16 protein-coding genes are annotated in these 12,398 nt (G+C 65.8%); 13 read left to right on the plus strand and 3 right to left on the minus strand.

Annotation, left to right across the window (positions count from 1 at the left end):
- The first annotated feature begins 164 nt into the window (after window positions 1-164).
- From ffh to rpmE, 10 genes are all read left to right on the plus strand, one after another.
- A complete protein-coding gene (gene ffh, locus CX676_RS18015; RefSeq protein ID WP_101753791.1) occupies window positions 165-1,661 on the plus strand; it encodes a signal recognition particle protein in 1,497 nt (498 codons plus the stop codon).
- The gene (locus CX676_RS18020; RefSeq protein WP_101753792.1) at window positions 1,661-2,185 is read left to right on the plus strand and encodes a GNAT family N-acetyltransferase; all 525 of its coding nucleotides are present in this window, start codon (window positions 1,661-1,663) and stop codon (window positions 2,183-2,185) included. The genes ffh and CX676_RS18020 overlap by 1 nt, the downstream gene beginning before the upstream one ends.
- On the plus strand, window positions 2,182-2,682 hold the full coding sequence (locus tag CX676_RS18025) for a GNAT family N-acetyltransferase (protein ID WP_101753793.1): 501 nt from the start codon (window positions 2,182-2,184) through the stop codon (window positions 2,680-2,682). The genes CX676_RS18020 and CX676_RS18025 overlap by 4 nt, the downstream gene beginning before the upstream one ends.
- 97 nt (window positions 2,683-2,779) lie before the next feature.
- Complete coding sequence (locus CX676_RS18030) at window positions 2,780-3,076, plus strand: chorismate mutase (RefSeq protein WP_101753794.1); 297 nt, start codon at window positions 2,780-2,782, stop codon at window positions 3,074-3,076.
- A gap of 48 nt (window positions 3,077-3,124) precedes the next feature.
- Window positions 3,125-3,487 (plus strand): 30S ribosomal protein S16, encoded by a 363-nt coding sequence (gene rpsP / locus CX676_RS18035; RefSeq protein WP_101753795.1) that lies wholly within the window; start codon window positions 3,125-3,127, stop codon window positions 3,485-3,487.
- A gap of 3 nt (window positions 3,488-3,490) precedes the next feature.
- Window positions 3,491-4,015 carry a ribosome maturation factor RimM gene (gene rimM / locus CX676_RS18040; protein WP_101753796.1) on the plus strand — a complete coding sequence of 175 codons (525 nt, stop codon included), beginning with the start codon at window positions 3,491-3,493 and terminating at the stop codon, window positions 4,013-4,015.
- Window positions 4,012-4,353, plus strand: coding sequence for a hypothetical protein (locus CX676_RS23060; RefSeq protein ID WP_232816516.1), 342 nt, complete (start codon window positions 4,012-4,014; stop codon window positions 4,351-4,353). Before rimM ends, CX676_RS23060 begins: the two co-directional genes overlap by 4 nt.
- Window positions 4,350-5,204, plus strand: coding sequence for a tRNA (guanosine(37)-N1)-methyltransferase TrmD (gene trmD / locus CX676_RS18045; RefSeq protein WP_232816517.1), 855 nt, complete (start codon window positions 4,350-4,352; stop codon window positions 5,202-5,204). The genes CX676_RS23060 and trmD overlap by 4 nt, the downstream gene beginning before the upstream one ends.
- A 4-nt stretch (window positions 5,205-5,208) precedes the next feature.
- The gene (rplS, locus tag CX676_RS18050; protein WP_101753798.1) at window positions 5,209-5,598 is read left to right on the plus strand and encodes a 50S ribosomal protein L19; all 390 of its coding nucleotides are present in this window, start codon (window positions 5,209-5,211) and stop codon (window positions 5,596-5,598) included.
- A gap of 11 nt (window positions 5,599-5,609) precedes the next feature.
- Window positions 5,610-5,831 carry a 50S ribosomal protein L31 gene (rpmE, locus tag CX676_RS18055; protein WP_101753799.1) on the plus strand — a complete coding sequence of 74 codons (222 nt, stop codon included), beginning with the start codon at window positions 5,610-5,612 and terminating at the stop codon, window positions 5,829-5,831.
- A 79-nt stretch (window positions 5,832-5,910) separates the two neighbouring features.
- Here the strand turns inward: rpmE and CX676_RS18060 are convergent, their stop codons facing one another.
- The 3 genes from CX676_RS18060 to CX676_RS18070 all read right to left on the minus strand — a co-directional run bounded on the left by CX676_RS18060 (window position 5,911) and on the right by CX676_RS18070 (window position 7,007).
- Entirely contained in the window at window positions 5,911-6,180 is a 270-nt protein-coding gene (locus CX676_RS18060) for a hypothetical protein (RefSeq protein WP_232816518.1), read from the minus strand.
- The gene (locus CX676_RS18065) at window positions 6,177-6,419 is read right to left on the minus strand and encodes a hypothetical protein (protein WP_101753800.1); all 243 of its coding nucleotides are present in this window, start codon (window positions 6,417-6,419) and stop codon (window positions 6,177-6,179) included. Before CX676_RS18065 ends, CX676_RS18060 begins: the two co-directional genes overlap by 4 nt.
- 120 nt (window positions 6,420-6,539) lie before the next feature.
- A complete protein-coding gene (locus CX676_RS18070; protein ID WP_101753801.1) occupies window positions 6,540-7,007 on the minus strand; it encodes an RrF2 family transcriptional regulator in 468 nt (155 codons plus the stop codon).
- 145 nt (window positions 7,008-7,152) lie between these two features.
- On the opposite strand from CX676_RS18070, the gene CX676_RS18075 reads away from it, so the two are divergent.
- From CX676_RS18075 to CX676_RS18085, 3 genes are all read left to right on the plus strand, one after another.
- Complete coding sequence (locus CX676_RS18075; protein ID WP_101754424.1) at window positions 7,153-7,923, plus strand: division plane positioning ATPase MipZ; 771 nt, start codon at window positions 7,153-7,155, stop codon at window positions 7,921-7,923.
- Between the two features lie 182 nt (window positions 7,924-8,105).
- On the plus strand, window positions 8,106-9,320 hold the full coding sequence (locus tag CX676_RS18080; RefSeq protein WP_232816519.1) for an efflux RND transporter periplasmic adaptor subunit: 1,215 nt from the start codon (window positions 8,106-8,108) through the stop codon (window positions 9,318-9,320).
- On the plus strand, window positions 9,317-12,373 hold the full coding sequence (locus CX676_RS18085; protein WP_101753802.1) for an efflux RND transporter permease subunit: 3,057 nt from the start codon (window positions 9,317-9,319) through the stop codon (window positions 12,371-12,373). Before CX676_RS18080 ends, CX676_RS18085 begins: the two co-directional genes overlap by 4 nt.
- Window positions 12,374-12,398 lie beyond the last annotated feature (25 nt).

The following is a 12,398-nucleotide window of genomic DNA, read 5'->3' on the forward strand; positions in this document are numbered from 1 at the left end:
CGGGGGCCGTTTTTCCATATCAGAACCTCAATTCCCGGAAGGCCATCCTTCCGGTCCCCGTCCGATACGGGGATCGCCCCCCGTCAGCGCGTCGCGCCCACGGGGGCATTACTGTTTTTCTTGGTCCGTCCGGGCCGGGGTAGTTGGACCGCAGGAGGCCCGCGATGTTCGAGAACCTGTCAGACCGCTTGGGCGGCGTCTTCGACCGGCTGACCAAGCAGGGCGCGCTGACCGAGGATGACGTCACCGCCGCCATGCGCGAGGTGCGCACCGCGCTTCTGGAGGCTGACGTTTCGCTGCCGGTGGCACGGAACTTCGTCAAGACGGTGACCGGCAAGGCCACGGGCGCGGCGGTGACGAAATCGATCACCCCGGGCCAGCAGGTGGTAAAGATCGTCCATGACGAGCTGATCAAGGTGCTGCAGGGCGAGGGCGAGCCCGAGGCTCTGCGCATCGACAACCCGCCCGCGCCGATCCTGATGGTCGGTCTGCAGGGCTCGGGCAAGACCACCACTACGGCGAAGCTGGCGAAACGCCTGAAGGACCGCGAGAAGAAGCGGGTGCTGATGGCCTCGCTCGACACCAACCGCCCGGCCGCGATGGAGCAGCTGGCGATCCTCGGCCAGCAGATCGGCGTCGACACGCTGCCGATCATCAAGGGCGAAAGCGCCGTCCAGATCGCCAAGCGTGCCAAGCAGCAGGCGACGCTGGGCGGCTATGACGTCTATATGCTGGACACCGCCGGTCGTCTGCATATCGACGAAGTGCTGATGGACGAGGTGCAGGCGGTCCGCGACGTGGCGAACCCGCGCGAGACCCTGCTGGTCGTCGATGGTCTGACCGGTCAGGACGCGGTGAACGTGGCGACCGAGTTCGACGGCAAGGTCGGCATCTCGGGTGTGGTGCTGACGCGGATGGATGGCGACGGGCGCGGCGGTGCGGCGCTGTCGATGCGGGCCGTGACCGGCAAGCCGATCCGGTTCGTCGGTCTGGGCGAAAAGATGGACGCGCTGGAAGGTTTCGACGCGCAGCGTATCGCCGGCCGTATCCTGGGCATGGGCGATATTGTTGCGCTGGTCGAGAAGGCGCAGGAAGTGCTGGAGGTCGAGCAGGCCGAACGCATGATGAAGCGCTTCCAGAAGGGCCTGTTCAACATGAACGACCTCAGGAACCAGCTTGAGCAGATGCAGAAGATGGGCGGGATGCAGTCCATCATGTCGATGATGCCGGGCATGGGCAAGATGGCCAAGCAAGCCGAAGAGGCCGGCATGGATGACAGCGCCATCCGCCGCCAGATCGCGCTGATCAACTCGATGACCAAGAAGGAACGGGCCAATCCCGACCTGCTGCAGGCCAGCCGCAAGAAGCGCATCGCCGCCGGCGCCGGCCTGGACGTGGCGGAACTGAACCGGCTTCTGAAGATGCAGCGCCAGATGGGCGACACGATGAAGAAGCTCGGCAAGATGGGCAAGGGGGGCATGCTGAAACAGGCCATGCGCGCGATGCAAGGGAAGGGCGGCGGTCTGCCCGACATGGCGAATGTCGATCCGGCGAAAATGGCCGAGGCGACCAAGATGCTGCAGGACCCCAAGGGGCTGGGCGGTCAACTGGGCGGTGCAGGGCTGCCGGCGGGTCTGTCGGGGCTGTTCGGGAAGAAGTAATGACCACCCTCTCCGTCGATATTCCGGTGATCGAAACCGAACGCCTGATCCTGCGCGAACCGCGCCTGTCGGATCTGGATGCGATGATCGCATTCGGCGTCTCGGACAGGACGCAATATGTCGGCGGCAAATTCGAACCCTGGCAAAGCTGGGGCGCGCTCAACGCCAGCATCGGCCATTGGATCACCCGTGGTTTCGGCTGGTGGATGCTGGAAGACAAGGCCAGCGGCCAGACGGCTGGCCGTGTGGGCGTGGGTTACCACCTCGACTGGCCCGAGCCGGAACTGGGCTGGCATATCTATGAAGGTTTCGAGAGCAAGGGCCTTGCCCATGAGGCCGCGCTGGCCGCCCGAAACCATGCGCAGGGCCAGATGGGCCTTGGTCCGCTGATCTCGCTGATCGATCACGGCAATATCCGGTCGCAGCGCCTTGCCGAGCGCCTTGGCGCGGTGATCGAAACTCCGGACTTCCGGATCCGTGGCGCAAGCTGCGCGATCTACCGCCACCCGGCAGGTGTCGTATGAGTGCCCCGACCCTGACCACCGGCCGGCTGACCCTGCGCCCGCATGACATGACGGACTTCCCGGCCTATTCCGCAGTCATGCAATCGGATCGCGCCATCCATATGGGTGGCCCATATGATCTGGCTCATGCCTGGATGTGGTTCGCCTCGGACGTTGCGCAATGGCCGCTCAAGGGCTGCGGCGCGCTGGCAGTCACCGAAACCGCGACCGGCCGGCTGGTCGGGCAGGTGATCCTGAACGACCTGCCGCATTACCCCGAACGTGAAATCGGCTGGCTGGCCTTTGATGAAGGGCAGGGCTACCTGACCGAGGCCGCCGCGCGCCTGCGGGACTATGCCTTTGACGATCTGGGCTGGCCCACGCTGGTCAGCTATATCGATGCGGATAACAGCCGCTCGATCGCGCTGGCACGCCGCCTTGGCGCCCAGCTTGATGCCGCCGCCGCCCGCCCCGGCCCGGAAGACCTCGTTTTCCGCCATGCGAGGACTGTCGCATGAGGGCCGCATTCATCTTGGCACAAATATCCTCGGGGGTCCGGGGGCAGACAGCCCCCGACTTCACCCTGATCGCCACGCCAGCCATCGGAGCCAGCGCATGACTGACGCAACCACCCGCGCCGCGAGCCTGCTGAAAGAGCATCGCGCCAGCATCGACCGGCTGGACGCGATCATCGTCTATACGCTGGCCGAGCGCTTCAAGCATACCCAATCCGTCGGCCGCCTGAAGGCCGAACATGATCTTCCGCCGTCCGATCCTGCCCGCGAGGCTGTCCAGATCGAGCGGCTGGAACGCCTCGCGCGCGAGGCCGACCTGGACCCGGAATTCGCGCGCAAATTCCTCAATTTCGTGATCGCGGAAGTCATCCGCCACCACGAAACCTTCCAATCCTAGGGTGGGGCTATCCCCCACCGCACCACGCCATTCTAAAGGAGAATCCCAATGGCAATGAAGATCCGTCTGGCCCGTGGCGGCAGCAAAAAGCGCCCGCATTACGCCATCGTCGCCACCGATTCGCGCATGCCGCGCGATGGCCGCTTCCTCGAGAAGCTGGGCACCTATAACCCGCTGCTGCCGAAAGACAGCGAAGACCGCATCAAGATGGACATCGAGCGCGTGCAGCACTGGCTGGGCCAGGGCGCGCAGCCGACCGACCGCGTGGCCCGCTTCCTGGAAGCTGCCGGCGTTACCGCCAAGACCGAGCGCAAGAACCTGAAGAAGGGCGAGCCCGGCAAGGCTGCCAAGGAGCGCGCCGAGAAGAAAGCCGCGCGCGCTGCTGCTCCGGCCGAAGAAAGCGCCGAGTAAGCCATGGCCTCGGCGGGCCGCATCTGTGTCGGCGCGATCGCGGGCGCCTTTGGCGTCCGTGGCGAGGTGCGGCTGAAAAGCTTCACCTCGGAACCGCGCGACATTGCAAGTTACGGCCCTCTGAGCAGTGAAGACGGCAAACGGTCCTTCACCATCAGCCTGACCCGGCCCGTTACCGGCGGGTTCGGGGCAAGGCTGACCGGCGTCGACACGCGCGAGGCGGCCGAGGCGCTGAAGGGCGTCACGCTCTGGGCGCCGCGCGAGGTGTTGCCGAGCCTTCCCGACGATGAGTTCTACCACACCGACCTGATCGGGCTCGAGGTGGTGGATACCGGCGGGCAGGCGCTTGGCCGGGTTCGCGCCATCTATGACCATGGCGCGGGTGATATTCTGGAAGTGGTGGGCCGCGAGATCCTGCTGCTGCCCTTCACCCGTGCGGTGGTGCCGACGGTCGACCTGACCGCCGGCCGCATCGTCGCCGACCCCCCGGGCGAGGATAATGATCCAGCCGAAGGAGAGGGCGCATGAGCCGCGATCCGCTGACCCTGGCTCTGGCGCTTGGCATGTTGGCTGGGCCGCTGCTCCAAGGGTTGACCGGCCAGTCAGATCCGCTGGCCTATATCTTCGCCATCCTCATCTCGGTCGCGCTGCTGCGCCCGCCGGTGCAAAGCTCGGGCCGCGAGGTCGGGGTGTTCGTGGTGGGTTTCCTTGTCATCGGGGGCCTGTCGCTGGGGCTCTGGTGGCTGGGCGGGCGTCTGGGGTCGCTGGCCGGGTTGCCCAACTGGCTGCCGGTGGGCGTCACGGTGGTCTTCGTTCTGGCCGCCATGGCGCGCCGGCACCTGATGCCGCCGGGGCCGGGCGCGTGAGCGACACGCCGTCGAAATCTCACGGAAGACTGACCATCCGTCCCAGCCTGAAGCCGCGTGAACTGATCACCGAGCCGCAGGTGAAAGGGGCGTGGACGGTGAACATCGTCACGCTGTTTCCCGAAGCCTTTCCCGGCACGCTTGGCCTGTCGCTGACCGGCAAGGCGCTGGCCGAGGGGCTGTGGAACCTGCGCACCATCCCGCTGCGCGAGCATGGTATCGGCAAGCATCGCAATGTCGATGACACGCCGGCAGGGGGCGGGGCCGGGATGGTGATCCGTCCCGACGTGATGGCCTCGGCACTGGATCAGGCCGATCCGCGGCTGCCGGTGCTCTATCTCTCGCCGCGCGGACGGCCCTTCACCCAAGCCCGCGCCCGTGCGCTGGCGGAGGGTCCGGGCGCCACCCTGATCTGCGGTCGCTTCGAGGGCGTGGACCAGCGGGTGCTCGAGGCGCGCGGCATCGAAGAGGTCAGCATCGGAGACTATGTCCTGACCGGTGGAGAGCTTGCAGCACAGGTCTTGATCGACGCGACGGTTCGCCTTATACCGCGCGTGCTGGGGAATCAGGCGTCACTGACCGAGGAATCCTTTTCCGAAGGTTTGCTTGAGCACCCGCAATATACTCGCCCCGCCGAGTGGGAAGGCCGCAGGATCCCCGATGTCGTCATGTCGGGAAATCACGCGGCCATTGCTGCTTGGAGGCGCGAACAGGCCGAAAGCCTGACCAAGGAACGCCGCCCCGACCTGTGGCGGGCATTTGCGGAGACGCAAGTGGACCCGACAAAGGACCGACAGCTCTCGGGCGCATCAGACCAATCGCGGGGCTACCGCGAGCATGAAAAGGACTAATGCGATGAACCTGATCGCCCAACTGGAAGCCGAGCAGATCGCCGAGCTTGGCAAGACCATTCCGGACTTCAAGGCCGGCGACACCATCCGTGTCGGCTACAAAGTGACCGAAGGCACCCGCACCCGGGTGCAGAACTATGAAGGCGTCTGCATCAGCCGCAAGGGTGGCAGCGGCATCGCCGCCAGCTTCACCGTGCGCAAGATCAGCTTTGGCGAGGGCGTCGAGCGCGTCTTCCCGCTGTACTCGACCAACATCGACTCGATCGAAGTGGTCCGCCGCGGTCGTGTGCGTCGCGCCAAGCTGTACTACCTGCGCGACCGTCGCGGCAAGTCGGCCCGTATCGCCGAGAAAACCAACTACAAGCCCAAGTCGGGCGCTGACGCGAAAGCCTGAGGAGACCTCTGATGCGGAAAGACATTCATCCCGATTACCACATGATCGAGGTCAAGATGACGGACGGCACCACCTTTTCGGTGCGGTCGACCTGGGGCAAGGAAGGCGACACCATGTCGCTGGACATCGACCCGACCTCGCACCCCGCCTGGACCGGCGGCTCGGCCAAGCTGATGGATACCGGCGGCCGCGTGTCGAAGTTCAAGAACAAATACGCCGGCCTCGGCTTCTGAGAAGCCCGACCTGTGTGATTACGCGAACGCCGCCCCTTGGGGCGGCGTTCTTCGTAGGGCAGGGATGACGGCTGAAGGATCAGAGGGAGGTCGTCAGCGATGCCCACCACCCTTTCGGGGCAGCCCCTCCGATCGGGTGTCCGGTGATCTCGCGCTCGCCCGCCTCGATGGTAACGCGGCCGTCGCGGAAGCGGCGCAGCACCGGCCCCTGCGCCGATCGCTGGCCGCTGAGCTCGATGGTGGCAAAGCCCAGATCGCGGCTCCTTGCCGCCGGCGGGGGTGACTGGAACAGCTCGGGCAGAAGCGGGGTCACATGGGCGGTGAAGCCCTGGGAGATGATCGCGTTCATTGCGGCTGTCCTTCCAGGGGCGTGGCGCGGGTGGTCCAGTGCATCGTGTCGCGGTTGCGCAGCAACTCGGCGCTGGCGGCGGCCGGGTCCCGGGTCATGACCGTCACCGGGATGCCGGCGATGCAGTGGTGCCGGCCCGAGTCACGGTCGATCAGGTCGACCGCGAAGACCGGAGGCAGCGGGCGCATGGCCTGGTAGGCGGCACCGGCAAAGGCGGTCAGGTGGTTCAGCATCGTCATGGCGGATACTCCGTCGTTGCTCTGTCAGCTTGCGCTGACAGGTTTATTACGACTGATCGTATCGTGTTTATCAAGAAAAAACGACCTATGAAGTCGAGATTCTTGCAGGGCCTTGATTTCTCAACCTTCGGGCGAGGCTTCCGCCGGGTCGGTCAGCAGTTTGTGGCCCGGCTCACCGACCAGATCGGCCAGGGTCAGCGATTCGACCAGCAGGAGATAGGACCAGAAAATGCCGCTGAACATGCGCCTGAGCTGGCAGGTCGCCTCGTCAACGCAATCCTCGCAGCGTTGATAGGCGCTGCGCGACAGGCAGGGCAGGGGCGCGAGCGGCCCCTCGATCCGGCGCATCAGCGGCTCCAGCGGCACCTCGCCCGGATCGCGGATCATCCGGTAGCCACCCTTGCGCCCGCGGATCGAGGCGATGATCCCGGCGTCACGGATCTGCAGCAGGATATGCTCGAGAAACCGTTTCGGCGCGCCAGAGCGCCGGGCGATTTCCTCGATCTGCAGGGCTCCGTTCGGGCCGGCGCGTTCTTCCGCCAGCACGATCAAGGCCTTGAGCGCATATTTCATCTTCTGGGTAATCATGTTCCATTCCTAGGCATCGCCGCGCCATCCGGCAAGGGTGATGCGGGATTTCGAGGTGGATTACCTGCCACGGTTCTGCCTTGGCCCGCTTCCCAACCCCGCGCGCTTCTCCTATGGTCCGATCCGTTCGCAGGCCGGAGGATTCGTGGCGCATATCATCGTTGTCGGGAACGAAAAGGGCGGCTCGGGCAAGTCCACCACCTCGATGCATGTGGCCACCGCGCTGGCGCGGATGGGACACCGGATCGCCGGGTTGGATCTGGACGTGCGCCAGCGCAGCTTTGGCCGCTACCTGGAAAACCGCATGGCCTTCATGGCGCGCGAGGGGATCGAGCTGCCGACGCCCGAACTGGCCTTCATGGCCGAGGGCGCCGATCCGCTGAGCCCGGTACTGGCCGAGCTGGACCCGCGCTGCGATTTCATCCTGCTGGACTGCCCCGGTTCGCATACCAAGCTGAGCCAGATGGCCCATGCGTTGGCCGATACGCTGATCACGCCGCTGAATGACAGTTTCATCGATTTCGACCTTCTGGCACATATGTCGCCCGATGGCGATGTGCTGGGGCCGTCGATCTATGCCGAGATGGTCTGGGCGGCGCGGCAGATGCGCGGGCAGGCCGGGGCCGGGCCGATCGACTGGCTGGTGCTGCGCAATCGCCTTGGCACGCAGGCCATGCACAACAAGCGCAAGGTCGGTGACGCGCTGACCAACCTGTCGCGGCGCATCGGTTTCCGGGTGGCGCCGGGCTTTTCCGAACGGGTCATCTTCCGCGAGCTTTTCCCGCGCGGGCTGACGCTTCTGGACCTCAAGGACATCGGCACCGAGGCGCTGAACATGTCCAATATCGCCGCCCGGCAAGAGCTGCGTGACCTGATCGCGGAACTGAAGCTGCCCAACGTCACGGTCACATTCTGAACTGGTTTCCGCTGCGTCAGGCACGGCAAGGTGACCGATTCCCGGCGATCTGACCGCTCTGGGCCATTGAGGGCAATTACGTTTGCCCTCATTGTTCGCGGGGCCGATCCGGCCTAAGTAAATGGTTCTTACATTTCGGCCCCGGGTGATCCGGGCTGTAGGATGATGGGGGCGAGTGCCGCGTGAAGACCTATCTGCTCATCGCCATGGCGGCCCTCGCGCTGTCCCGACCGGTCTGGGCCGAGGTCAGCGCCGCGACCACGACGACCGAACCCTCTATTCCGTCCGTGACCGTTGCCACGGCCGCAATGACCGAGATGCAGGCGCGGGTGCTTCTATCGGGTACGCTGGTCGCGCGGCAGGAGGCGCTGATCTTTCCGCAGGTTTCGGGTTTCGAGATCACCGAGTTGCTGGTCGAGGCCGGCGATACGGTCGAGACCGGGCAGGTGCTTGCGCGGCTGAGCCGTGACACGCTGGCGGCGCAGCTGGCGCAGGCCGAGGCCGAATATCAGCGCGCCGAGGCCAGCGTCAGCCAGGCGCAAAGCGCCATTGCCAGCGCCGAGGCGACGCGCGTGCAGGCCGTGGCCACGCTGGACCGCGTACGGCGGCTGCGCAGCAGCGGCAGCGCCTCGCAGGCGGCGCTGGATGACGCGGTTGCCGCCGAGGCCGGGGCGCAGGCACAGGCGGCCTCGGCCGCCGACGGGCTGGCGGTCGCACGCGCCGCACTGGCGCAGGCCGAGGCAGCGCGGGGCATCGCCCGCCTTAACCTCGCGCGCACCGATATCACCGCGCCCACCGATGGGGTGATCGTCGAGCGGCAGGCCGAACTGGGGGCGATTGCCGGCTCGGGCGGCGATCCGTTGTTCCGGCTGATAACCGGGGGCGAGATCGAGCTGTCGGCAGAAGTGATCGAGACGGCGCTGCATCAGCTGTCGGTTGGCGATCCGGCCGAGATCGAGGTGGCGGGCGTCGGACTGGTTCAGGGTCGGGTGCGCCTTTTGCCGGCGCGGGTCGATCCGGTGACCCGGCTTGGCAGCCTGCGCATTGCGCTGGACCCTGATCCCGGCCTGCGCACCGGGCTTTTCGCCAATGGCGCGGTGATCACCGCCCGGCGCGAAGCGGTGGCGGTGCCGGCACCGGCGGTCCTGGCCGACGACGAGGGCGAATGGGTGCTGCTGGTCCGTGACGGCACGGTCGAGCGGCGCGAGGTCAAGGCCGGGATCCTGTGGCAGGCGCAGCGCGAGATTGTCACTGGGCTTGAGGCCGGCGAGACCGTCATTGCCCGCTCGGGTGCCTTCTTCCGCGATGGTGACCGGGTGAAGCCGGTGACGGCGAAGGGGGCGCAGCCTGCCGCGGCGGAGGCGGTCGAGGCGGAGGTGGGCGGAGAGAAGCCATGAACCTCTCGACCTGGTCGATCAAGCATCCGGTCCCGCCCATTGCCATCTTCCTGGTGCTGCTGATCGTCGGGCTGTTCAGCTTTCAGCGCCTGCCGGTCACGGCCATGCCGAATATCGACCTGCCCATCGTCAATGTCACCGTGGTCCAGCCGGGTGCCGCACCCTCGGAATTGACGGCGCAGATCATCCAGCCGATCGAGGACAGCATCGCTGCCGTCACTGGCGTGCGCCACATCCATTCGACGGCCAGCGACAGCGCCGCCACCATCACTGTCGAATTCGAGCTGGAAATCGACAGCGACCGGGCGGTGAATGACATCAAGGACGCGGTGTCGAATGTCCGCAGCGACCTGCCCGAAAGCATCGTCGAGCCGATCGTGCAGCGCGTCGATGTCGAAAGCTTTCCGATCCTGACCTATGCGGTCAGCGACCCGACCCAGACAATCGAGGAGCTGTCGCGCTTCGTCGATGACGTGATCGACCGTGAATTGTCGACCGTCGATGCTGTCGGCAAGACCGAGCGGATCGGCGGGGCCGAGCGCGAGATCAAGGTGGAACTGGACCCCGACCGACTGCTGGCGCAGGGGCTGACCGCGGCCGAGATCTCGAACCAGCTGGTCGCCAAGAACATCGACCTGGGCGGCGGGCGCGGCGATCTGGCGGGCAGCGAGTATTCCATCCGCACGCTTGGCGCGGCCAATACGGTCGAACTGCTGGCTGCTACCCCCATCGCCATCGCCAATGGCGCGACGATCCGGCTGGACCAGCTGGGCGAGGTGATCGACGGCGCCAGCGAGGAGCGCAGCTTTGCCCTGCTGAACGGCCAGCCGGTCGTGGCCTTCGGCGTCTATCGCGCCAGCGGTAAATCCGATCTGGTGGCGGGCGATGGTACCAAGGCCAAGCTGGCCGAGATCGCCGGCCGCTATCCCGATACCCGCATCACCCTGATCGACGATTCCACCACCTACACCTCGTCCAGCTATCACAGCGCGATGGAGACGCTGTATGAGGGCGCGGCGCTGGCGGTGATCGTGGTCTTCCTGTTCCTCAGGAACTGGCGCGCCACCCTGATCGCAGCCGTGGCGCTGCCTTTGTCGATCATCCCGACCTTCTTCGTCATGGACTGGCTGGGCTTCACCCTGAACGGGATCAGCCTCTTGGGGATCACGCTGGTCACCGGCATTCTGGTTGATGATGCCATCGTCGAGATCGAGAACATCGTCCGGCATATCAACATGGGCATGCCGCCCTATGAGGCCAGCGAGGAAGCCGCGACCGAGATCGGCATGACCGTCATCGCCATCAGCTTTTCCATCGTCGCGGTCTTTGCCCCGGTCAGCTTCATGGGCGGGATTCCGGGGCAGTATTTCAAGCAGTTCGGCCTGACCGTCGCGGTCTCGGTGCTGTTCTCGCTTCTGGTGGCGCGGATCATCACGCCGATGCTGGCGGCCTATTTCATCCGCGACCGCGCCCATCCCGAGGTGCAGCGCGACGGGTTCATGATGCGCGGGCTGATGCGCATCCTGCGCTGGACCATGCGTCATCGCGGGCTGACCCTGCTGGCGGGGCTTGGGGTCTTTGCCGGCTCGATCTTCTCGGCGACGCTGCTGCCGACCGAGTTCATCCCGGCCTCGGATTACGGGCGCAGCCAGATCGAGCTGGAACTGCCGCCCGGATCGACCATCGGCGAGACCGAGGATGCGGCACGGGCGATCAGCGCCATGGTCCGCGAGACGCCCGAGGTGCAATCGGTCTTCGTCAATGGCGGCGGCGCGGCGATCACCAAGTCACGGCTGATGATCAACTACGGCCCCAAGGATTCGCGCGAACGCAGCCAGTTCGTGCTGGAGGCCGAGTTGAAGGACCGGCTGGCCGATGTGCCCGACCTGCGCATCAATTTCCAGAACGAGAACGGCCAGAACGACTTCACCATCAGCGTGCTGGGCGAAACCGAGGAAGGTGCGGCGCTTGCGGCCGAGCGTCTGGTCGAGAAGATGAAGACGCTGCCGAGCCTCGAGGGGGTCACCTCCTCGGCCAGCCTGCAGCGGCCCGAGATCCAGATCCTGCCGCGTGCCGATGTCGCGGCGCAACTGGGCGTCTCGGCCAGCGCGCTTGCGACAACGCTGCGCGTGGCGACGCTGGGGGATACGGAATCGAACCTCGCCAAGTTCAACACAGGGCAGGAGCAGGTGCCGATCGTGGTGCGGCTGAACCGCGCAGCGCGCGAGGACTGGCAGCTGATCGAGAGCCTGCGCGTGCCCTCGGCCGTGGGGCAGATCCCGCTTGGCGTGGTGGCCGATGTGGTGTTGTCGCGGGGCGCGACCGAGATCGGCCGCTATGACCAGCAATACCGCACCACGGTCTCGGCCAACCTTGCCGATGGCGCACTTCTGGGTCCGGTGAGCGCCGAGGTGACGGCGCTGCAAAACGAGGTCGAGATGCCGCCGGGCACCTCGATTCAGGCGGCGGGCGATGCCGAAATCATGGCCGAGGTCTTTGGCGCCTTCGGGCTGGCGATGGGGTCGGGCATTCTGCTGGTCTATGTTGTGCTCGTGCTGCTGTTCCACAATTTCGTCACGCCCATTTCGATCCTCCTGTCACTGCCTCTGGCGATCGGTGGGGCGATCCTCGCACTCTACATCACCGGCAATTCGATCAGCATGGCGGTGGTCATCGGCTTCCTGATGCTGATGGGAATCGTGACCAAGAACGCGATCATGCTGGTCGAGTTCGCCCTGACCTCGATGGGCGAAGGGACGCCCAAGCGCGAGGCGATCCTGGATGCCGTCCACAAGCGCGCCCGCCCGATCGTCATGACCACCATCGCCATGAGCGCAGGCATGGTGCCCTCGGCCTTGGCCGTGGGCGAGGGCGGAGAGTTCCGCGCACCGATGGCCATCGCCGTGATCGGCGGGCTCTTGTTGTCGACGGTCCTGTCGCTTCTCTTCGTGCCCTCGCTTTTCTCGGTCGTGCACGGATCGCAGCACCGGGTCTTTGGCTGGATCGGACGCAAGATCGGGCTGAACCGGGCGCGGACGCTACCGGCGGAATAGGGCTGCCGTGAGACCCGGGGGACGT

This window comes from Paracoccus zhejiangensis (genome assembly GCF_002847445.1).
Lineage (GTDB): Bacteria > Pseudomonadota > Alphaproteobacteria > Rhodobacterales > Rhodobacteraceae > Paracoccus > Paracoccus zhejiangensis.